This window comes from Microcystis sp. 49638_E5 (assembly GCF_021300285.1).
GTDB lineage: Bacteria > Cyanobacteriota > Cyanobacteriia > Cyanobacteriales > Microcystaceae > Microcystis > Microcystis aeruginosa_C.
The window spans coordinates 26,414-47,921 of the sequence record NZ_JAJTDH010000019.1; the positions used below are offsets into that span (position 1 = coordinate 26,414).

Here is a 21,508-nt window from a genome sequence, read left to right on the forward strand (position 1 = left end):
TTTATTTCTGTTTTACTAGCTGTCATCTCTAAAGGCTATTACCTATGAAACGGCGCAATTTTTTCTCCTTACTTCTCGTTTTTTTTAGTAGCTTACTGCTGACCATTAGTTGTAATCAAGCTCCTCAGCAAACCCCCAATGCAAGTAGTTCTCTGAGTAATACTGCCCCCATTGTCATTGGTTATAGTAATTGGGCCGGTTGGTGGCCCTGGGCGATCGCTGAAGAGGAGGGATTATTTGCTAAAAATGGGGCTAATGTTCAAATGAAATGGTTTGATGGTTATCTTGAATCCTTGCAAGCTTTAGCTGCCGGACAATTAGATGGAAATAGCCAAACTCTCAACGATACAATCGCTTTTGCGGGAGATGCAGTGAATGGTCAGGTTGCTGTTTTAGTTAATGATAACTCGTCAGGAAATGACAAAGTTATTGTCACAGAAGAGATTAAAACGATTCAAGATTTAAAAGGCAAAAAAGTTGCTGTTGAAGAAGGCGTTGTTGGTGACTTTCTCCTCAGTTTAGCCCTAGAAAAAGAGGGAATGAGTCGTAAAGATGTGCAAATTGTCCCCATGGAAACAGGGGCTGCCGCCGCCGCTTTTGCATCGGGAAAAGTCGATGCAGTGGCCGCTTTTCCACCCTTTTGGTCAACGGCCCTTAAACGAAAAGGTTCTAAAGAATTAATTAGTTCTAAAGCTTTTCCAGGTGCTATTCCTGATTTGTTAGTTGTCAGTGCCAAATTAATAAAAGAAAAACCAGAACAGGTTCAGGCTCTTGTCAAAACCTGGTTTGATGTTCGAGAGTTTATGGCTAAAAATCCCCAAAAAGCCGATGAGATTATGGCCAAGCGTGCGGGCATTAGCACAGAAGAATTGGCCTTATATAAAGAGGGAACGAAGTTTTTCACCTTAGAAGAAAACCTAGAAGCCTTTAGTCCGGGGAAAACCATGAAAAATATGCCCTTTGCCGCTCAAAAAATGGCTGATTTTATGAGGGAAGTTGGCTTTATTAAAAAAGTCCCCGATCTAACAACCATTTTAGATGCCCAATTTGTCAAGGCGTTGGCAAATCAAGACAAAAAATCCTAATTAGTCCCTTAATCATTGACTTCAAGAATTGTTTGATAACTGGGTGATATTGGCTATCAAAATTATTCTTTTCTTTGGCAAATCCCATGACCACAACACATAAAACGCTTCCTCAAAGCACTTTTTGGCGGATTACCGAGGATATTCCCGAATCCCTCAAATGGACTTTAATGGTTTCCTCTATTATTGTCCCGCTTATTTTCTGGTTACTAATCTCTAGTTTTGCGGGCATTGAATCCGTATTTTTGCCTTCTCCTTTAGCCGTTATTCAGGCCTTAGGAAAATTAGCAGAACAGGGCTTTTTAATTCAAGATACTATTACCAGTTTTTTACGAGTAGTTGGGGGCTTTTTTTTAGGAGGATTGTTTGCTATTCCCCTAGGGATTTTAATGGGAACTTTTCCGAGTATTCGTAGTTTAATGGAACCGATCATTGGCGTTGTACGTTATATGCCCGCTCCTGCTTTTATTCCTCTATTGGTTATTTATTTGGGTATTGGAGAAACGTCAAAAATTATGCTGATTTTTATCGGGACAATTTTCTTTAATACCCTGATGATTATGGATGCAGTTAAGTTCATTCCCCGTGAATTTATCGAAGTAACTTATACCCTTGGAGGAACGCGAAAACAGGTTTTATTTAAAGTGATTACTCCCTATATTATTCCTAATATTATTGATACTTTTCGGGTTAATATGGCAGCCGCCTGGAATTTGGTAGTAGTGGCGGAATTAGTGGCGGCGGATAATGGATTAGGCAAACGCATTTTATTAGCCCAGAAATTTCTGAGAACCGATGAAATTTTTGCCTGTTTAATTGTCCTGGGAATTATTGGCTTTGCCCTAGATTTAAGTTTTCGTTTGTTTTTGCATTGGACTTGTAAATGGTCAATTACTCGTTAACTTAAAAACTCAATAACAGAGTTTATTCTGTCACCAGTAAAGTTATTTTAATGATAAGAGAAGAACCTTAATGCACTTAGAAATTACTCAAATCAATAAAATTTTCACCACTAAACGAGGTGCTGTGGTCGCTCTGAAAGATATTAATTTACACGTTGAAAGTGCTGAATTTGTCTGTGCGGTCGGGGCCTCTGGTTCGGGAAAATCGACTTTGTTGCGAATGATTGCGGGTTTAGAATTGCCCACTTCCGGCAAAATTACCGTTGATGGTGTTGAAGTGACAGGGCCAGGAGCCGATCGCGGCATGGTTTTTCAAAATTATACACTCTATCCCTGGATGACGATCCAAAAAAATGTTGAATTTGGCTTAAAACTACAGGGATTATCGACAAAAGAATGCTGGGAAGTGGCCTGTTATTATCTGGATATTGTCGGTTTAATCCAATTCGCTAATGCTTACCCCAGAGAACTATCGGGTGGGATGAAACAACGGGTTGCGATCGCCCGCTCTCTTGCCTGTCATCCCAAAGTCTTATTAATGGACGAACCCTTTGCAGCTTTAGATGTACAAACCAAAGAAAGAATGCACGAATATTTAATTGAAATTTGGCAAAAAATCAGGTGTAGTATTTTAATGATTACCCATGATGTGGATGAAGCGGTTTTTTTGGCTCAACGTATTTATGTTTTGAGTGCTAGGCCCGGGACTATACAACGGGAATTAACAATTAATTTACCCGTAGATCGTAATTATAAAATTAAACGACAAGCTCAGTTTTATGACTATACGGATCAAATTTACGGCCTGCTACGGGGTGAGAAATGCTAGAAAAAACTAGGGATGATCAAGAGTAGTCCCGGGTTGAAAACGAGTTAGAGCAGCAAAAATCATCCTTTAGAGATACTTTCGGTTATCTAGCATCGCCAAACAGCGATCGCTCGTTGCTGCCGCAAACCCTAGATAAGTGATAGAACAGTTGTTCAACCATTAAGATTTTGTGATAATCCCGGGTAAGTGTGATCTAAAGTACAGCTTTTTTTGGGAAAGTTTCCCCGGGGGTGCTGCCTTGGGGCGCAAATATGATAGAATGCTGGTAGATTGATACAAAACTTTACTTCAAGGTGAATCTATGCCGTTTACGATCGAATCAGCGCGGAGCATTTTCCCCAACACGCTATCAGCGGATGTGGTTCCTGCCACGATTGCGCGTTTCAATCAGCTGAATACCGAAGATCAACTAGCCTTGATTTGGTTTGCCTACCTAGAAATGGGCAAAACCATCACCGTTGCCGCCCCCGGCGCTGCTAGTATGGTGTTTGCCGAAAAAACCATGAATGAAATTCGGCAGATGTCACCCCTGCAACAGTCGCAGGTGATGTGCGACTTAGCGAACCATGCTGACACCCCGATTTGTCGTACCTACGGCACTTGGTCTGCTAACATCAAACTGGGATTCTGGTATCAATTAGGACAATGGATGGAAGATGGCAATGTTGCCCCAATTCCCAAGGGTTATGAACTATCTGCTAATGCCAGCGCCGTTTTAGACGGGATTAAAAAATTAGAGTCGGGACAACAAATCACCGTTCTGCGGAATTGTGTGGTCGATATGGGCTACGATCCCAAGAAACTGGGCGATTATAACCGTATTTCCGAACCCGTGGTTCCTCCCCAAAATATTGCCGAACGGACCAAAGTTAGCATTGAAGGCGTTACCAATGCCACCGTCCTCAACTATATGGACAACCTCAACGCTAACGACTTTGATGTATTAATTGAATTATTCACCCCTGACGGCGCTCTGCAACCACCTTTCCAACGTCCCGTCGTCGGTAAAGAGGCAGTATATCGCTTTTTCCGGGAAGAATGCCAAAATTTGAAATTAATCCCCGAACGCGGTGTAGTAGAACCCGCCGATGACGGTTTTACTCAGATTAAAGTGACGGGAAAAGTACAAACTCCTTGGTTTGGTGCAGGTGTGGGTATGAATATGGCATGGCGCTTCCTCCTAACTCCTGATAATAAAATTTTCTTCGTAGCGATCGATTTATTAGCTTCTCCGAAAGAATTATTAAACTTTGCCCGTGGCTAAATAGCTACTGAGAGAAATCATTAAAAATTCTGATGAAACTTATTAGAGTTCCTTGTCAAGTGAACTCTTTTTTTTATACAATTAAAAGGCTGACTTAAAAAAATTGGTAAATACACCGGTTTCTTCTCCGATCTAGGTAAGAATAACTAAACAATTATTCTTACAGATGTGGGCGAAAAGAGTCGAGGTAGTTCAAAAATCCAAAATTATCATCCCTAAAACTAAAATCATGCCTATGAGTGAAATAATTTGGTCAGATACGGAACAAGAAATTGCTCAAACTGCTTTCCAAAAAGCCTATCAGCGAGAAACTAGCACTTTAATAGAACATATTAAAGAACAGTCTGGTCAGATCACGGTTTTAGATGATATCTGGCAAATGCACGATTATCTAAGCGCCCGACGACATCAGATTGATGGTAAATATGACTATCGCTATACTTCCCTAATTTTTGTCTTTGCTCAACTGTTAAAGGAAGGATGGTTAAAGCTAGAGGATCTCAACGGTTTGGAAAAAGATAAACTAGCAAAAATCGCTGCCCTGTCGCGAATGTAAATTAATGATTAGCATTAAGCTATCAGCTTTCTGCTCCTAGTTGGGTGACTAAAAAATTCATCTCTAGATAATCCACACCGTCTTAAGTTTTTCCTAAGCGGCAACCAATTCCGCTAGAATGAGTCAATCATCCCGATCGCTTTTCGCTTGTTTTGCACCTTTGGTTTATGTTCAAAAATCTTTTACTTCCCCTAGGAATATCTATCTTTCTCGGTGTTTGTCAGTCTTTGTCAGCCGCCGAATCAGCTATCATCAAATACCACATCTTCCAAGGGTCCGTATCGGTATCAGAATTAAAGCAATTGAGCGAAACAGGCGAATTAGCTCCCGCTTTGGCGGCACAATTAAAGATGGCTAACCAAAAACCCGAAGAATTCCGCAAAATCCTTAATCGTCGGGTAGCGGTGGATGCCGTCTTTCTTTCCAAATTTCTTAATAGTTTTTTTGGCGAAAGTTTGCTAGATTATGCCGCCGAAATTGTCCACACCCCCAATCGAGCCGCTAGTCGGCAAGCTTTACGCGGTTCCTTAGTCACTTCTGCCCTCAACGATAACGAGATTCAAGTCATCGAAGTCCTTGCCAATTATCCCACCAGCGAGGTTCATGTGGATGGCAATCGTCTGCTGGATTTAATCAACCAAATTGAATCAGTATTGAAAAAAATGCCCCGTTTACCTTTCTGATACCAAATCCGCCTTTCAGGTTTTCTTGAATTGCGCTGTAAATTGAATAAATTAGGATAATCTAGCAATAATAATGACCACTTCTTTGTCTCAAAGGAAAACAGTTAGCGGCAAACCTTTTTTAAAGTGGGCGGGAGGCAAAACTCAACTGGTTCCTAATATTCTATCTTTGATTAATTCCCATATTTCTCAGGATTGTCAGTTTAACTACATTGAACCTTTTGTCGGAGGTGGGGCAGTTTTATTCTCAGTATTAAATAATCCCTATCCTGTTCAAAAATTTATTATTAATGACATCAATCCTGATTTAATCATGGCTTATAATGTTATTAAAGATAATGTCAAAGAATTAATAGTCAAGCTTAAAAAAATCCAGCAGGATTTTTATGAACTTAAAAATCTAGAGGAACAACAAAAGTTTTTTTTAGATAAAAGAATAGAATTTAATTCTCGTGGCTGTGATGAAGATGTAGAAAAAACAGTTTTGTTATTATTTCTCAATAAAACTTGTTTTAATGGACTTTATAGAGTCAATAGCAAAGGACTTTTTAATGTCCCTTTTGGAAAATATGTCAAACCATTGATCTGCAATGAAGAAAACTTATTAGCTGTCAACCATCATTTACAAAAAGTAACGATCCTACAAGGAGATTTTGTCCAAACCCTAAATTATGCCAATAACAAGACTTTATTTTATTTTGATCCTCCCTATAAACCGATTAAAAAAACATCAGCTTTTACCTCTTATACTAAAGAAGATTTTAACGATGAGGAGCAAATAAGATTAAAAGAATTTATCGATCGAGTCGATCGGGCAGGTTATAAATTTATTTTAAGTAATTCCGACGTTAAAAACTTTGACTCTGACAATAATTTTTTTGATGATTTATATAAAGATTATAATATTCAAAGGGTAAAAGCCCGACGAAATATTAATTCCCAGGGCAATAATAGGGGAGAAATCTGGGAATTACTGATCAATAATTGACAAAAATTAAGCCTAACAGAAAATACGACATGAATAAAAATATTTCTTCAACAGATCGAGGGTGGCAAGCTGTATTCGATAGATATAACTTGCACGATCATGATTTTTGTAATCATCCTTATTTTATTAAGGCTGAACAGATTAAAGCATCCACAAAACATTTTGAAACTACAGGGGAAAGAGAAGTAAGAATTTTATGTAAACAAGATACAAGAGAAAGCCGCCCAGAAGTTTTTAAAAAGCTAGGATTGTTTATTTTACCAGTCAAGAATGGAGAGTATGTGATATTAAAGGGCGAGGGTTATGTTGATATTCCTATCATAGAAACACCCATACAAAATTATCAAACTTTATTAGATTTTCAATTAGAAACTTCCTTGATAGGTGATTCAGAAATGCAACATCTGGACTTCGCTTACGCATCGAGTCTAATTCGTCACTTTATCAAAGATAATAGCCTAGTATTAACCATTCGTGGTAGAAAATATACCCCTGAATTTACACTAAAAATTAATGATCATGTTCTTAAAATTAAAGGTGTACAAACAGAGGTGGATGCAGGATATGAAGGCAAGAACCAAATTGTCCTGATTGAAGCCAAAAACTTAAGTATAGACAATGTAATTATCAGACAGTTGTATTATCCATCTAGACAATGGCAACTGCATACTAAAAAGAAAATTGTTACACTATTTTTTGCTAAGAAATCAAATATATATTATTTATGGAAATTCGAGTTTGAAAATCCAGACAATTATAATAGTATTAAGCTGGTGGACTCAGCGAGATTTGAAATCATAAGCTAAATTTATCGTAGTTCTCATATCAGTTAGACACAATTAACTGATTGTTGATTAAGCGTATCAAAATCTAGAATGTCTCTCATGAGAACACTAGAATAAACCGACCATTTTGATCTGCAAAAAACGCCTTGTTTACCCTTCTGAGTATGAATTTTATCTGCAATCATCCCTCGATCGAGCATTGTTTAAAACAACAATTAATTAATATTTTTCCAGAAAACAACCATAAATTAACTTTCTATCGTTGCCCAAAAACTGATAGTGTCCTCTATCGTTCACCTCTGTTTTATTATTTTACGCCCGCTCAATGTCAAACCATATTTAACCATTTAATCGCCCTTTTTCCACAAATTCAGCTTAGGGAAGGATGGCTAGAATTATTATTAGATCAGCAATTTTTGTCCTTTTGGTTACTGAAACTAAACGATTTAATCGATAAGTTTTTCTCCGATCAGCTTCCTCTCCATCCCAGAGGAGAATTTTTCTTTTTATTTCAATACACTCACGCTCGTTATTCTGGTTTGTTACAACTGCTCAATCGGGAAAAAATTAGATTAACCGAGTCTGAACCGTTATCGTGGCATCATCCCGCCGAAATAGCCTTAATCCTGCAAATTTTAACCGTTTGCGATTGTTGGGAAGGCCAGAAACTTTATCCCCTAACCGCGAATTTTTGCGAAGCGATGCTCAATTTTGAGCGTAACTGTCGCATTATCGGAGAATCCGCCCCAATTCAGCGATCGAGATTAATCCTGATTAGCGTCAGTCAAAAACTACTTAACCGTCTTCTCCGTCAAAAATGGCAACTGCTGCCAATGACGGAACTATAAAAATATCAACTTTTATGAATTTAGTGGACAAAACCATCAGCCTATGATAGATTTTAATTAGTGTGAGGAGCGAACCAGAATAGAGAGCCGAGACGAAACATGGACAGTCGCCGGCTCTCTTTCTGTTGTTTAGGAATTATTTTCTTCTTGGCGATATTTAATAAAAGTGGGCAAATCAACCCGAAAAGAGGAATATTTCGGGGAAGGAGAGATGATAGGTGCGGGCCAATCCCTGTCTTTCTTCTTTAAGGATTCTACTGGCTCAATTGTCTCTAATTCCGCTAAAAACTCATCGATGGGAGCCACTTCATCGCTTTCTTGGTTTTCTGTCTGAGACCAAGGCTCGATCGCAGCTGCCTTGGCAACAATGGCTAAATCTGGGGAAAAATTGCGATCGCTACCGCGCTGGAAATACTGGGCCAAGGCCGCTTTATACTGGAGGGTGTAGCGTTGCTGACGTTGGAGACGGGTGCGTAATTCCTGCAATTGCTGGTCATAGTTGCAGAGTTTTTGGCTTTTTTCCTGATAACTTTCCTGAATTAAGGCACATTCTCGCTCTAAACGGGCTAATTGTTGGCGTGTGCGGGTCAATTCTGCGGTCAAATTGGCAATAATCATCGGTTGCCGTTGTTCTGCTTGACGATACTGTTCGATTTCTCCTAAAGCTCGCTGTAATTGTTGCTTTTCGTATTGCAGTTCCTCGTTTTGCTGCTGGATTAGGGTATCGCAACTTTGCCAGCGACGATGTTGCTCGGCTAACTGCGATCGCAGTTCCCCGAGAGCTTGCTCCCGTCGCCAGATCTCCGCTTGTAATTCTTGATTTTGTTGACGTAAATGAGAGGATAGAGCTGCCCAATCTGTCTCATCTGTTGATTGACTCTCATGCTCGACAATTTCAGCAGTAATGACAGTATCCGCATGGGTGAGATGATCGAGGTACAGGTCGGAATTATCGTTCATAAAAGCCAAAGGATGAGGAAACCTAGAAGTTTAGAGACGTTAAAAGCCTTCTATCGTTCCAAAAAAAAATGGGAACCGCATTGTTAGAGACTGCCGCGCGGTTCCACTGCCGATCCTTGAGAGGAGAACACTATAAATAACTATAAGCTTATTAGGAATTGTTGTCAATACTTAATGAGAAATTTTTTCAATAAGTTGGGGAGAGAGGGGAATCGACTAATTCCTAGATAGCTATAGTGCGGGGTATCTGGCCTGGATCCAGGGAAGAATTAGCCACAGCAAAATTGACACAAGCAGCGGTCGAGCGGGTTAGCGGCTCGATGTGCTTCAATAATCCTATAGTTTTTATTTTCCTTGTCGTATCATGCCACGTCCCCCGAAGAAAACCCCTAGCACCCCTGAACCTCCCGAAGAGCCAATTAAAACCACTCCTCCCCTACAACCTCTACAAATTATTAAAAAGGGTTCTAGGGCTGCAGTACCCCCCAAACCTCCAGAAACTCCTCCAGAAATCATCGAGGAAAAACCAGCCGAGGAAACGGTAAAATCAGTCAGTAGCGAGATAAAATCTCCTCTCCGTCCCCGTTTCGATTCGGCTCCTCCATTCCGAAAACCAATTCCCAAAGCAGAAATTCCCGTCATCGAAAAAGCGACGGGAGCTAATGGCGAAGTATTTAATCTGACCGATTCTGTCCTGATTACCGAACCTTTCGGTACTCGTATTGCCGCTATTATCGATAGTTTTTATGCCGATGCTCAAGGCGAAATCTGGGCCCGACTCAAACCAGTGGAAGTTAATCCCGATTGTCGCTGGGAACTGGCCTGTATTCGCTCTCAGGGTTTGGTAAAGGCCGAGTAAGACAGTTATCAGTTATCAGTTATCAGTTATCAGTTATCAGTTATCAGATTTGAGTTTTAAGTGTGCAGTATTAACAAGTAATTTAGATAATATCTCTTGCATAGTTGATTTTTGAGGGTTCAAAAACGTCAAAAATAAGGATTAAATTGCATAAAATATGTAAATAGACCACTTAATTGATTTTTATTCATTCTTAATTCTCCTGACGACCGACTACTGGCTACTGACTTCTAACCCTAACAACAATTTTTGATTTTTACAAGAAGTCTGATGATTTGGTATTCTCAAAAGGTTTACTGGCTATGGTATGATTAAGGGGGGTTTGTCAGACTCTGATATTTTTCATGATAAGTAGCTGGTTATAATTAATAAATTAAAAATGGATTTTAGGTTCGATCCCCCCTGCCCCCCTTGATAAGGGGGGTGCCGATCCCCCCTGCCCCCCTTGATAAGGGGGGTGCCGATAGGCGGGGGGATCCCCCTTGATAAGGGGGGCATCTGATAATTTTTAACGCCTACCCACTTAATCTGTTTTTATATGATATCATGTTGAGCAAAATTAACTCTCTAGATTTGGGTTTAAATTATGATAACTACACTTATCGAACGAGAAGCAGAACCAATTTTAATTAGTGACTTAACCTGGAGAGAATTTAAAGCTGTTGAACAGCTAATCGATCGCCCAGGGTTAAAGTTATCTTTTTTAGATGGAGTTTTGGAGATTAGAAAAATGCCAGGGAAAAAACACGAAACTATCAAAAAACGTATTGCTTCCTTAGTAGAAATTTATTTAGAATTTTTGGGATTAGATTTTACTCCTACTGGTTCTGTCACCTTAGAAAATGAATTTGAAAAGGTTAAAAGAGAAGGTGATGAATCTTATGAATTGGGAGCAAATAGAAAACATCCTGATTTAGTTATTGAGGTGGTTGTTAGTAGTGGAGGAATTAATAAACTAGAAGCATACAAACGGTTACAAATTCCTGAAGTTTGGTTTTGGATGAATGATGAGTTATTGTTTTATAGTTTAGGAAATGAGGGATATAAAGCTGTTAGTAAATCGCAACTTTTACCGAGTTTAGATGTAGGTTTATTGATGCGTTGTATTGGTATAGAAAATCATGCTCAAGCACTGCGAGAATTTAGAGCAGGGATAAAAATTATTGAATCAACATAACCAGCAATTCTCATTTTAAGGTTTCATGACATTAAAACCCTTGCACCCAGAGGGGTTAATAATTCTTAACGAATCTCTAGATCGCTGAAACAACGCAAAATCGTTTCAAAATGAGGACTGTGGGAGAGAGCATATAGTGGATATCGTTTGAACAGGGACCTGCAATATTAAACCAGCGAGTCATAGAATTTTGGTAATAGATGAACTCTTTAAGTTTAGACATTTTTTATGCTCTTGATACATTATTAAAACCACCAGCTAATGAGAGTTGGTTAATTCGGCAATTAATTGTTCAGGAGTGATAATTCGTGGCGTGATAATGGGGAAATCTTGAGGATTACGGGTAATAATTGCATCCAATTTATTAACTACCGCAGTAGAGTATTGAATAGAATCTTCAAAATCCTGAAAATTGGTTGTGAAAGCCATTATAATTGCAGCCTGATTTACTGTAGCAATTTGACAAAAAGTAAGTATTTCTTGCAAAAACTCAATAGTTAAATCTCGACCTTTTTGTTTACGAATAAGATAATAAAGGTCACTAATAGTTGATGCTGAAATGTAGCCTTCTATTTGTCCCTGTTCAACAAATGCCAAAACTGTCTCGCTATTAGTAAAGTAAGGCTGTCTTTCCAGGGCAATATCTATAATGATGTTGGTATCAAGCAAGACTTTCACAGGTTATGTTTCTCCTTTAAATATTCCCATTTAGCTTGCTCTGGATCAAAATCAGGAGGTGCAGGTTGGGTTTTCTCAAACCAGTTTTGCAAAACCTTGATTTTAGTTGGTCTTTTTGGTGTTTCTGGTGCTGGTTCAGTGGTTGGGGTTGTGGTATGATCAAGGGTATCTGTGGCTGCCCAAACTACAATTTCCACGTTTCCGGGGGGTAAATTCAGGGGTTCGGTAATCAGCAAGTTACCAGATTGATCAATTTTTCCTTTGAGTTTGTACGCTTGCATGATGTTTTTTATGATACTCTGTTTTTATATCATATCATAGTCAACAAAATTCACGCTCTAAATTTGGGTTTAAATTATGATAACTACACTCATTGAACGAGAAGCAGAACCAATTTTAATTAGTGACTTAACCTGGAGAGAATTTAAAGCTGTTGAACAGCTAATTGATCGCCCAGGGTTAAGGTTATCTTTTTTAGATGGAGTTTTGGAGATTAGAAAAATGCCAGGGAAAAAACACGAAACTATCAAAGAACGTATTGGTGCTTTACTAGAAATTTATTTAGAATTTTTGGGATTAGATTTTACTCCTACTGGTTCTGTCACCTTAGAAAATGAATTTGAAAAGGTTAAAAGAGAAGGTGATAAATCCTATGAGTTGGGAGCCAATAGAAAACATTCTGATTTAGTGATTGAGGTGGTTGTTAGTAGTGGAGGAATTAATAAACTGGAAGCATACAAACGGTTACAAATCCCTGAAGTTTGGTTTTGGATGAATGATGAATTATTGTTTTATAGTTTAGGAAATGAGGGATATAAAGCTGTTAGTAAATCGCAACTTTTACCGAGTTTAGATGTAGGTTTATTGATGCGTTGTATTAATACAGAAAATCATGCTCAAGCACTGCGAGAATTTAGAGCAGGGATAAAAATTATTGAATCAACATAACAATAGAAAATGGTGATTTTTTCTGCCTATCTAAAGATTATGGGTTAACTTAAAAGTTGCAGAATGCCAAGAATTAAATTCTCAATATTCCAGCAAAAGGGAACAAGTTTTTAACCGTTTCATCGCCTCCGTATTATTAGAAGAAAGACGAGCAGGTAATATTCCTGCTTAGGAAGGAATTAGGATTGTAAGAGAAAGAATTTAATAGCGATATTAATCATTTAAAAGACAGTATTTTTGGGAAAATGCTCTCATTTCATCAACTCAATAACCAATCTAGATGATTCTGTAAACATTGCTTGAGGTCGTAGCGTTGCTTGATAGTTTCCCTAGCATTTAAACGCAGATTTTGCCAACCCTGGGGATAATCTAACACTTCATCGACGCGATCGGCTATTTGTTGAGGAGAAAAGAAATCCACTAATAAACCATTTTCCCCATCGGTAATTAATTCTCGCACGGGGGGAGTATCGGAACCAATCACCACGCAACCCATGGCCATAGCCTCTAACATTGACCAAGACAGCACAAAAGGACGGGTAAGATAGATATGGGCCGCTGATGCCTGTAAAACCTGTTTATATTGACCGTAGGGCAGAGAACCGGTAAAATGCACCCGGGATAAATCCAAAGAAAGGCTTTCTAACATCAATTGTTTATAGGTTTTGCCGTCCGGTAGAGTTTTCCCATAAGCGACCCGATCCTCCCCGACAATCACCACATGACAGTTAGGCCGACGGGCTAAAATTAGGGAAACAGCCGTCATAAATTGGGGAAAACCGCGATAGGGTTCCATTCCCCGGGTTGCATAGGTGACAATCTCCTTAACACCCGATAAATCTAAACCTATCTCTGGAATCACTAACTGCACATCGGGACGGGGACAGAAATAGTCCGTATCGATGCCATCGTGCAAAACCGTCAGTTTCGAGTGAAATTCGCTGGGAAATTGTTGTTTTTGCCAGATAGTCGGCGATAAACCTCGATCGCAACTGACCAGATCGATCAGGATCGTCGCATTTTTAATTCTAATCCGGGCTTCGGCATCAGCATTAAGGGGATCCGCCGGATCAAAATCAGCATCGGAACCATGGGCATGATAAAACCATTCAAAATAGGCTAAAAACTTAGTTTTCGGGAAAATATCCTTGATAAATAGACCCGGCCCCCAGCCAGAATGTGCATAGACAATATCGGGATAAAATCCTTGATTTTTCAGTTGTTGGCAAACACCATAAACCGCTTGACCTTGTAAAACCGCACTTTCGAGGGGACGGACATAATGATGGGTTTGGGGAGAAACAGCGCGACTTTCCTTGTAAATAAATTTTTTTACCCCCGCTATCTCTCCCTCTTGCCGGGTAGTGCCGAAAATAACTTGATTTCGGGGGTCTTGAGCCAAAACCGTGCTTAAATGGCGAAATTGGGCGGGAAAGTTGGAATGAAGGAATAAAAATTTCATCGCGGGTAAAGGTTTAGAAAAAGCGATCGCTAACCGTACATTGTCCCTGAAAACGGAGCAGATGATCGCATAATACCAAAGCCATCATCGCTTCTACCATAGGGACCGCTCGGGGTAAAACGCAAGGATCGTGTCTTCCTTTGGCTGCCAGGGTGGTTTCTTCCCCGGTGCGCGTCACGGTTTTTTGTTCTTTACCGATAGTTGCGGTGGGTTTAAAAGCGATGCGGATAATAATATTTTCACCGTTACTGATTCCCCCTTGGATACCCCCCGAACGATTGCTCGTGGTGCGAATTTCCCCGTTATCATCGATAAAATACTCGTCATTGTGTTCGCTGCCGGTTAAGAAGGTTCCCGCGAATCCCGATCCGATTTCAAATCCCTTGCTCGCGGGTAAGGACATCATCCCCTTAGCTAAATCGGCTTCTAGCTTATCAAAAACGGGTTCTCCTAGACCTTTCGGCACATTTCTGGCTACACATTCCACCACACCGCCGATCGAGTCCTTATTCAGGCGAATTTGGTCGATCAGGGCGATCATTTGGGCGGCCGTTTCCCCGTTGGGACAACGCACTATATTACTTTCCACCTCGTCGAGGGTGACGGTGTTGGGGTCGATGATTGCCTCAATATCTTTAATTCGCTTCACATAGCCGATAATCTCGACATTATAGATAGATTTAATGATTTTTTTGGCGATCGCTGCTGCGGCCACCCGGCCGATGGTTTCTCGGGCCGAAGATCTGCCTCCTCCTTTCCAGTTGCGAATGCCGTATTTTGCCTCGTAGGTGGCATCCGCGTGGGAAGGTCGGAATTTCTCGGCCATTTCGTTGTAATCTTGCGAGCGAGCATCCTGATTCCGCACTAGAATAGCGATCGGTGTACCGAGGGTTTTGCCGTCAAAAACGCCCGAAATTATCTCACAAATGTCATTTTCCCGACGCGGGGTCACGATTCTGCTTTGTCCCGGTTTGCGACGGTCTAAATCGATTTGAATCTCCTCTTCAGAAATTTCTAAGCGCGGGGGACAACCATCGATAACCACTCCTACCCCACCCCCGTGAGATTCTCCAAAAGTGGAAACCCGAAATAGTCGTCCGAAAGTGTTACCCATAATCTCAATGTCTATTAAGCCTCAAGCTTTTATTGTACCTGAGCGGTTATCAGTTATCAGTGATCAGATGTGAGTTTTTAGTGGACAGTCTTAAGTAGAAAATTGCCGTTTTCTTGTCACTGATGCCATTTTTCAAAAGTAATCGCAGAGATGGTTAATTTCCCTTACCCCCACAACCAAAGGGAGAGGGGAGTAAAATGCCGGCTCTCTTATTCTTTGTGTGATAAGTTTAACTTATATAAGACCGATCAATCTTTGTGTCCTTTGTGTCTTTGTGGTTCGTTCCATTTGCTCGCCAGCAGAACTGTATTTTAGAATACATTTTACCCACCAAACCCAAGAGAGTAAAATGCCTGCTACGAATAAAGGAAAATACTATGATTACTGTTTACTGATCACTGTTCACTGATAACTGAAAGGTCTCCTGTCTTCAGGTTAAGCTCCCAAAAAAAGGCTATTCTTTACCTTATATAGCCTGGCGAAAATTTGATGACTTCTTTGTTAGTTCACACATACCCTTCTCTTGTCAAGGGTATTTTAATTAAACGTTACAAACGCTTTTTTGCCGACATACAACTGGACAACGGAGAATTAATTACGGCCCATTGCGCTAATACCGGACCGATGACCGATGTATGCGTAGAAGGTCAACCGGTTTATCTTTCTCGCAGTGATAACCCGAAGCGAAAATTAGCTTACACCTGGGAGATGATTCAACTGGGGGAGACTTGGGTGGGAGTTAATACCAATCTTCCTAATCAGGTGGTGAAAAATGCCCTGTTGCAAGGGGTTTTTCCCGATTTGGTCAAAAATGACACCGAGGTGCGATCGGAAGTGGCCTACGGTCAAAATAATGGCAGTAGAATTGATTTTCTTTTGACCCATGGGGATAATTCCCTCACCTATATCGAGGTTAAAAATACCACTTGGAATCAGGGAGAAACGGCACTTTTTCCCGATACTGTCACCACGCGAGGACAGAAGCATTTACAGGAATTAATGGCTTTATTGCCGGCAGCGGAGGCGATTATGTTCTACTTTATTAATCGGGGTGATTGTGACCGGTTTGCTCCGGGGGATAGTAAAGATGCTAAATACGGGCAGTTATTACGTCAAGCAGTGGCTAAAGGAGTCAAGGTTTTACCCTGTCGCTTCCAAGTGACACCCACGGGAATTTATTATTTAGGTTTAGCAGAATTGCAACTGTGAAACCAGTGGTTTAGATGGGCCAGCTTTTGACAAAATCCCCCAGACCGCAACTGACCTTGAAAAGCTTAGAGACACAGTTACCTGTGCCTCTAATGGCGATTTTGTCGATACATATTTGAGGTAATTTGTCAAGGTTTTTGATAACTAATTCCGTGGCGCATTTTCTCTAATTTCTGTTGCACCTGAGCATCGAGAGAATGGAATAAAAAACGCCCTTTGGGACTTTGAGAAGAACTCTGGGATTTTCTCAGACGACGACCGGTTAAATCCACCTCGATTTCCAGACGTTGAGCGGAAATCCAGTGGGCCCCATAACCCATAACGGTCATTTTTTGGGCATTATCAGAGGTAGCGACGATAATCCGTCCGATAGCTGGGGCGCGATCGTGCCAAAAATCGGCGCAGGTTTTCTCGATATAGGTGTCGGCGGTTTGAGCGTGAGCGGTAAAATAAACCGATAAATGGTTAGTGTAGCGTTCTTGGCTGCCGGGGGTATCTTGAAGGTAGGAATCGAAGACGATTTGGGTTTGATAACCCTGATGGTGGGTGTAACCGATTAGGGTTTCAATTAACTTGTCTCGCGCCGGTTCGAGACCGTGGCGATCGCTGATTTTTTTCAGGGACGGCCAAGCGCCGATGACGTTGTAGCCGTCAACCAGCAGAAGGGAACGATCAGAAGAATTAACCATGGCTTTGAGAGTAATTGGTGTAGCATTAAGGGCAGTTCTAAAAAACAGCATCCTAATGATATTAACAAAAAATTTAAGATTCAACCGCCGCACTTGCCAATAATCTCGCTTTTAATTCTAGGGGATTTCCCCGATCCGTTACCTTACCCCCCTCTAACAAAAATGCCCCATCGCTGTAATCCAATTCCTCCAGGCGATGCGTCACCCAAAGGGCTGTAATACCTCGGTTTTTGACCAATTTCTGCACTTGAGAGACTAATTCTATTTGGGTATCCCCATCCAAAAGGGCGGTGGGTTCATCAAAGAGCAAAACCTCGCAATGACGAGCTAAAGCCCCCGCAATGGCGATTCTTTGCTTTTGTCCGCCACTGAGAGCATAGATCGGTCGTTTTTCCATTTCTAATAAATTCACCGCCCCTAGGGATTCCCGCACCCGGGCCCGAATTGCCGGCGTGGATAAACCCTCGGATACCAATCCAAAAGCCACATCTGCCCCCACTGTTGGCATAACTAACTGATGGTCGGGATTTTGGAAAACAAAACCGAGGGGGTTAGGTATCTCTATTTCACCGCGACTAGGTTTTAATAATCCCGCTAAGAGCCGCAGCAGGGTTGATTTACCGCTGCCATTTGTCCCCAACAACATCCAAAATTCTCCTCTGGGAACTTGCAAAGAGCAGCCATTTAATACTGATTTCCCATTCGGCCAGCTAAACCAGAGATCTTTTACTTTTATAGTCATGAATTATCAGCCTTTTCAGTGATCAGTGATCAGTTATCAGTTATCAGTTATCAGTTATCAGTTTTGAGTTTTGAGCCGAAAGTGTTATGTAGGCGGTTGCCGTTTTTTGTCACTGATTACTGGTTACTGCTCACTGATAACTGATTAAAGAACTATTCTGTGGCTAAAGCGACAAACCCCGGCGCTCTACCAGTGGAGGCAGCCCCGGATTTTTGTGACACAATCACCGCACTGATCTGATCGCTCAAAACCGCCACCTTTTTATCGGTTTGTTTTTCGCAGGTTAATTCTAATAATTCTGGATTCGGCGATCGCATAGCGTTAATAATTGTTTGATACAAAGCGTCTGCCGCCGCTTCTTCCTTGCGCTGCACGGAAATGGGGATGGGCGAGAGTTTCAGGGTAATATCGATCGAATACATAGTTTAGCGTTCCCTTCCAAAAAACAAGTCAAAAACCATTGTATAACAGGGCTTGGGTGTTGGGGTTTTAGGGTGTTGGGGTTTTAGTTGAAATTCCCCTATCTCCCCATAGTTGCCCATCACCCACCGCCGATAACCTTAGGGTCATAAGGGACTTGCGTAGGAGAGGCAGCTCACCTGTTAACATTTCATGTAACATCATCTCCAACTCAAACAAATCGCTATAACTTCCTGCATCTTCCCCTAAAATTACCTCTGGAGCTGCATAGCTTTCAGTAAAAGCTTGAACACTGCGACTATTCTTTCTCAATCCTTGCCTTGCTGCCCCAAAATCGATTAAAACCAGCCGTTTTTCATCGGTAATTAAGACATTATCTGGTTTTAAATCTAAATGATAAATATCTTGCTTCTCATCATGCACTGCTTCCCAAGCACTGACTAAATCATTCATTACCGACTCAATATCTTTCTCATTTAATCTCTTTTCTGGTTGTTTATCGTAAAATATCTCTTAAAGTTTGTCCCTTCACCAATTCCATCACCAAATAAACGGTTATCTGGCAAGGGTTTTAAGAATTGTTAATTGATCTGTTTTTGCCAACAACTCATCTAACTCAGCTACCTCATCAGCGCAGGGCAAAGATGCTGCATTTCTCATCACTAAATCATCTAAACGGGTTGGCTCTACCAGGGCTAATTGACAACTTGCCAGCGCTTTTAATTCATCCACACTCAAACCAATCAAATAATCTTGATCGAGGCCTAATAGATTGGCAAATCGAGAATAGGTGTTCCAGTCTAATAAAACCCCAACTCGTTCCCGTTGCTCATTTGTTAAGTATTCTACCGGCTTGGACAGATCAGAAACACCCAGAAGACAATGTCATCCTATTTTAGTAATTAACTCCAGATAATGCTATCGATCGCCGATCAGGTTATCTTATTTTTGTTTTCCTAATTGTTAGGTTTTCTAAAAAGTTGAAAAAGTACGGGCGAAGCATTCGGATAGAAAATCTCTGGTTTCAGCGATAGGTTATTGTCCGAATGCTTCGCCCCTACAGGACGCAATTGCCGATCAGGTTATCTTATTTTTGTTTTCCTAATTGTTGGGCTTTATAAAAAGTTTCTAAACTGTGACTATCCCCGACAAAACGCCAGTGCCAGGGTTCATAATTAATACCCTGGGGATTATTTTCGGGGAAAGATAACTCGAAACTATACTGGGCAGCGTTATTTTGCAACCAACGAAAAGCGGCAGTATTAGCAAAACTGCTACTTAAATTCGTTGCGGGAGTGCTACCATCACCAATATCGATCGCATAACCGGTATGATGTTCGCTGTAACCCGGAGGTGCGCTCACTTCTGCTCGTTTGCGGGTTTGCTGATTGCGTTGTTTTTTAACTTCAAAAAAGAGCTTTTCTTGGGTTGCTTTCGATCGAAATGCGGAAATCGGCATTAAAATCACCCCCGACCTTCTCGCGTCACTCTGCATCTGGATAAAAGCCTTGGCTGCCGGTTTCCTTAAACGCATAGTACCATCCCCAGTAATGGGGGCTAATTCCGTCTCTGGGGCCTCTTGATAGGGTAAATGACCTAGAATGTTCTCAATCGGGCTAGGAGTGGCTTTAATGGGGGGGGATGGGTTAATAACCGGTTTTTTTACGGAAGCAGGGGGACGATTCAAGACTGCTATGGCAATTAGGCCGGTTCCCACCAGAGCGAGTAAACCGCTTGCGATCGCTATTAGACCCTGGGGATTAGTAGTTTTTCTGTACTGGTTGTCCCGCAAAGCTTCGGGAATATCATCGATCGGTTTCACGGTTTACTTACCCTCCTGCACCATAATTACATTATTCCCCGGCCACTCCATCTTGACGAGCAGCCTGTTGAACGGCGGCGGCCACAGCCGTAACTACACGACCATCAAAAACCGAGGGAATAATATTCTCTCGATCAAGATTAGCAGGAGTGATCAAAGAAGCGATCGCTTTGGCCGCTTCCAGATACATATTATCGGTGATTGCCCTAGCGCGACAGTCCAAGGCCCCGCGAAATAATCCGGGGAAAGCGAGAACATTATTAATCTGATTGGGATAATCGCTGCGTCCGGTAGCCACCACGGCCACCAAATCATTGATTAATTCCGGTTGAATTTCGGGAATGGGATTAGCCATGGCAAAGACGATCGCATCTTTAGCCATTCCCTTAACCATTTCGGGAGTCAATACCCCCGGTGCGCTCACCCCCAGGAAGACATCAGCGCCTTTGAGAGCATCCCCTAGCTTACCAGTGGCAGCCACGGCCCAAGCTTGTTTTTCTGGGGTTAAATCGTCCCGGTTTTGGGAGAGGATGCCATGGGAATCACAGAGGATTATATTTGTGGCTCCTGCGGTTTTAAAGAGAGTAGCGATGGCGATTCCCGCCGCACCCGCACCATTAATGACGATTTTGACTGTATCAAGCGATTTTTTGACAAATTTGAGGGCATTAATCAGGGCAGCCAGGGAAACGATCGCTGTACCGTGTTGATCATCGTGGAAAACGGGAATATTTAATTCCGCTCGCAGACGTTTCTCGATTTCAAAACAGCGTGGAGCGCCGATATCCTCTAGGTTAATACCCCCAAAAACCGGAGCGATTCTTTTGACGGTTGCGATGATTTCTTCGGGGTCTTGGGTGGCTAAACAGATGGGAAAAGCATCAATTCCGGCGAATTCCTTGAATAACATCGCTTTCCCTTCCATTACCGGCAGGGCAGCCTCTGGCCCGAGATTTCCTAATCCTAATACCGCGCTACCATCGGTCACTACAGCGACGGTGTTGCCCTTGATGGTCAATGAGTACACCAGTTCGGGTTGGTGAGCGATAGCGGTGCAGATGCGACCAACTCCGGGGGTGTAGGCCATGGCCAGGTCATCTTGGGAGGTGAGGGGAATACGACTCTCAATGGAGATTTTACCCCGACGATGGATATCGAAGGTGCGATCGGAAACTTTGAGCAGTTTAACATCTGGTAGAGCTTTAACCGCAGCGATAATCTGTTCCGCTTGGTCGGTACTAGCGGCATCAACCATAATCTCGCGGGTGCTAATCTTTAAATTGCGTTCGATCAGAGAAATTTGCCCTAAATTCCCCCCCACATCGGCGATCGCATTGAGGACAGAAGCGAAGGTTCCCGCTTGATTGGGGATTTCTATCTTGAGACTTAGACTATAGCTAGGATTGGGCGTTAAATGAACCATGCTGAAGGCTTCCAATACTGATAAATATTGATTATCTTCTATCTGTGAGGGACTTTGGTATCTAA

26 protein-coding genes and 1 pseudogene are annotated in these 21,508 nt (G+C 41.5%); 14 read left to right on the forward strand and 13 right to left on the reverse strand.

Going from position 1 to position 21,508, the window contains the following annotated elements:
* Window positions 1-44: 44 nt before the first annotated feature.
* The 9 genes from LW728_RS07915 (at window position 45) to LW728_RS07955 (ending at window position 7,940) form a co-directional block, all read left to right on the forward strand.
* On the forward strand, window positions 45-1,085 hold the full coding sequence (locus LW728_RS07915; protein ID WP_287766115.1) for an ABC transporter substrate-binding protein: 1,041 nt from the start codon (window positions 45-47) through the stop codon (window positions 1,083-1,085).
* A gap of 86 nt (window positions 1,086-1,171) precedes the next feature.
* Window positions 1,172-1,987 carry an ABC transporter permease gene (locus LW728_RS07920; protein ID WP_287766116.1) on the forward strand — a complete coding sequence of 272 codons (816 nt, stop codon included), beginning with the start codon at window positions 1,172-1,174 and terminating at the stop codon, window positions 1,985-1,987.
* Between the two features lie 70 nt (window positions 1,988-2,057).
* On the forward strand, window positions 2,058-2,816 hold the full coding sequence (locus LW728_RS07925; protein ID WP_287667445.1) for an ABC transporter ATP-binding protein: 759 nt from the start codon (window positions 2,058-2,060) through the stop codon (window positions 2,814-2,816).
* A 301-nt stretch (window positions 2,817-3,117) separates the two neighbouring features.
* Entirely contained in the window at window positions 3,118-4,080 is a 963-nt protein-coding gene (locus LW728_RS07930; RefSeq protein ID WP_002801386.1) for an orange carotenoid-binding protein, read from the forward strand.
* 229 nt (window positions 4,081-4,309) lie between these two features.
* Window positions 4,310-4,636 (forward strand): fluorescence recovery protein, encoded by a 327-nt coding sequence (gene frp / locus LW728_RS07935; protein ID WP_002746320.1) that lies wholly within the window; start codon window positions 4,310-4,312, stop codon window positions 4,634-4,636.
* Between the two features lie 167 nt (window positions 4,637-4,803).
* Window positions 4,804-5,319, forward strand: a complete 516-nt coding sequence (locus tag LW728_RS07940; protein ID WP_002784786.1) for an alpha/beta hydrolase — start codon at window positions 4,804-4,806, stop codon at window positions 5,317-5,319.
* Window positions 5,320-5,392: 73 nt separating this feature from the next.
* Complete coding sequence (locus tag LW728_RS07945; RefSeq protein ID WP_287766119.1) at window positions 5,393-6,307, forward strand: DNA adenine methylase; 915 nt, start codon at window positions 5,393-5,395, stop codon at window positions 6,305-6,307.
* A 29-nt stretch (window positions 6,308-6,336) separates the two neighbouring features.
* A complete protein-coding gene (locus LW728_RS07950) occupies window positions 6,337-7,113 on the forward strand; it encodes a type II restriction enzyme (protein WP_287766121.1) in 777 nt (258 codons plus the stop codon).
* Between the two features lie 143 nt (window positions 7,114-7,256).
* On the forward strand, window positions 7,257-7,940 hold the full coding sequence (locus LW728_RS07955; RefSeq protein WP_287766122.1) for an anticodon-binding protein: 684 nt from the start codon (window positions 7,257-7,259) through the stop codon (window positions 7,938-7,940).
* A 129-nt stretch (window positions 7,941-8,069) separates the two neighbouring features.
* On the opposite strand, the gene LW728_RS07960 is transcribed toward LW728_RS07955, so the two are convergent.
* Window positions 8,070-8,900: a hypothetical protein gene (locus LW728_RS07960; RefSeq protein WP_287766124.1), complete on the reverse strand. Its 831-nt coding sequence runs from the start codon at window positions 8,898-8,900 to the stop codon at window positions 8,070-8,072.
* 364 nt (window positions 8,901-9,264) lie between these two features.
* On the opposite strand from LW728_RS07960, the gene LW728_RS07965 reads away from it, so the two are divergent.
* Complete coding sequence (locus tag LW728_RS07965) at window positions 9,265-9,759, forward strand: hypothetical protein (RefSeq protein ID WP_002801393.1); 495 nt, start codon at window positions 9,265-9,267, stop codon at window positions 9,757-9,759.
* A 586-nt stretch (window positions 9,760-10,345) separates the two neighbouring features.
* A complete protein-coding gene (locus tag LW728_RS07970; protein ID WP_287766126.1) occupies window positions 10,346-10,936 on the forward strand; it encodes a Uma2 family endonuclease in 591 nt (196 codons plus the stop codon).
* Window positions 10,937-11,051: 115 nt separating this feature from the next.
* Here the strand turns inward: LW728_RS07970 and LW728_RS23375 are convergent.
* The 3 genes and pseudogenes from LW728_RS23375 to LW728_RS07980 all read right to left on the reverse strand — a co-directional run.
* Window positions 11,052-11,159 (reverse strand): annotated as a pseudogene (locus LW728_RS23375) (ATP-binding protein); the annotation flags it as partial.
* Window positions 11,160-11,194: 35 nt separating this feature from the next.
* Window positions 11,195-11,614 carry a type II toxin-antitoxin system VapC family toxin gene (locus LW728_RS07975; protein ID WP_002804348.1) on the reverse strand — a complete coding sequence of 140 codons (420 nt, stop codon included), beginning with the start codon at window positions 11,612-11,614 and terminating at the stop codon, window positions 11,195-11,197.
* Window positions 11,611-11,895, reverse strand: a complete 285-nt coding sequence (locus LW728_RS07980) for a hypothetical protein (RefSeq protein WP_149977975.1) — start codon at window positions 11,893-11,895, stop codon at window positions 11,611-11,613. Before LW728_RS07980 ends, LW728_RS07975 begins: the two co-directional genes overlap by 4 nt.
* A 76-nt stretch (window positions 11,896-11,971) precedes the next feature.
* Here LW728_RS07980 and LW728_RS07985 point away from each other — a divergent pair, with 76 nt between their 5' ends.
* Complete coding sequence (locus tag LW728_RS07985) at window positions 11,972-12,562, forward strand: Uma2 family endonuclease (RefSeq protein ID WP_287766131.1); 591 nt, start codon at window positions 11,972-11,974, stop codon at window positions 12,560-12,562.
* A gap of 259 nt (window positions 12,563-12,821) precedes the next feature.
* On the opposite strand, the gene LW728_RS07990 is transcribed toward LW728_RS07985, so the two are convergent.
* Window positions 12,822-14,024, reverse strand: a complete 1,203-nt coding sequence (locus LW728_RS07990) for a glycosyltransferase family 4 protein (RefSeq protein WP_287766134.1) — start codon at window positions 14,022-14,024, stop codon at window positions 12,822-12,824.
* A gap of 13 nt (window positions 14,025-14,037) precedes the next feature.
* Window positions 14,038-15,138 (reverse strand): chorismate synthase, encoded by a 1,101-nt coding sequence (aroC, locus tag LW728_RS07995; RefSeq protein ID WP_287766137.1) that lies wholly within the window; start codon window positions 15,136-15,138, stop codon window positions 14,038-14,040.
* A gap of 220 nt (window positions 15,139-15,358) precedes the next feature.
* Between aroC and LW728_RS23155 the strand changes: the two genes are divergently transcribed.
* Together LW728_RS23155 and sfsA are read left to right on the forward strand one after the other, a co-directional pair.
* Entirely contained in the window at window positions 15,359-15,547 is a 189-nt protein-coding gene (locus LW728_RS23155; RefSeq protein ID WP_071839390.1) for a hypothetical protein, read from the forward strand.
* 80 nt (window positions 15,548-15,627) lie between these two features.
* A complete protein-coding gene (gene sfsA / locus LW728_RS08000) occupies window positions 15,628-16,347 on the forward strand; it encodes a DNA/RNA nuclease SfsA (protein ID WP_002755011.1) in 720 nt (239 codons plus the stop codon).
* A gap of 128 nt (window positions 16,348-16,475) precedes the next feature.
* Here sfsA and LW728_RS08005 read toward each other — a convergent pair whose 3' ends face one another.
* The 7 genes from LW728_RS08005 to LW728_RS08035 all read right to left on the reverse strand — a co-directional run bounded on the left by LW728_RS08005 (window position 16,476) and on the right by LW728_RS08035 (window position 21,443).
* The gene (locus LW728_RS08005) at window positions 16,476-17,036 is read right to left on the reverse strand and encodes an NYN domain-containing protein (RefSeq protein ID WP_196219400.1); all 561 of its coding nucleotides are present in this window, start codon (window positions 17,034-17,036) and stop codon (window positions 16,476-16,478) included.
* A gap of 73 nt (window positions 17,037-17,109) precedes the next feature.
* On the reverse strand, window positions 17,110-17,778 hold the full coding sequence (locus tag LW728_RS08010; protein WP_002799790.1) for an energy-coupling factor ABC transporter ATP-binding protein: 669 nt from the start codon (window positions 17,776-17,778) through the stop codon (window positions 17,110-17,112).
* 152 nt (window positions 17,779-17,930) lie between these two features.
* A complete protein-coding gene (locus tag LW728_RS08015) occupies window positions 17,931-18,200 on the reverse strand; it encodes a UPF0367 protein family (RefSeq protein ID WP_002756830.1) in 270 nt (89 codons plus the stop codon).
* Between the two features lie 67 nt (window positions 18,201-18,267).
* Window positions 18,268-18,708 (reverse strand): protein kinase domain-containing protein, encoded by a 441-nt coding sequence (locus LW728_RS08020; protein WP_287667493.1) that lies wholly within the window; start codon window positions 18,706-18,708, stop codon window positions 18,268-18,270.
* A gap of 45 nt (window positions 18,709-18,753) precedes the next feature.
* Entirely contained in the window at window positions 18,754-18,930 is a 177-nt protein-coding gene (locus tag LW728_RS08025) for a hypothetical protein (RefSeq protein WP_002799794.1), read from the reverse strand.
* A gap of 355 nt (window positions 18,931-19,285) precedes the next feature.
* Window positions 19,286-20,020 (reverse strand): M15 family metallopeptidase, encoded by a 735-nt coding sequence (locus LW728_RS08030; protein WP_002799799.1) that lies wholly within the window; start codon window positions 20,018-20,020, stop codon window positions 19,286-19,288.
* A gap of 31 nt (window positions 20,021-20,051) precedes the next feature.
* Window positions 20,052-21,443: an NAD-dependent malic enzyme gene (locus LW728_RS08035; RefSeq protein ID WP_287766142.1), complete on the reverse strand. Its 1,392-nt coding sequence runs from the start codon at window positions 21,441-21,443 to the stop codon at window positions 20,052-20,054.
* Window positions 21,444-21,508: the final 65 nt, after the last annotated feature.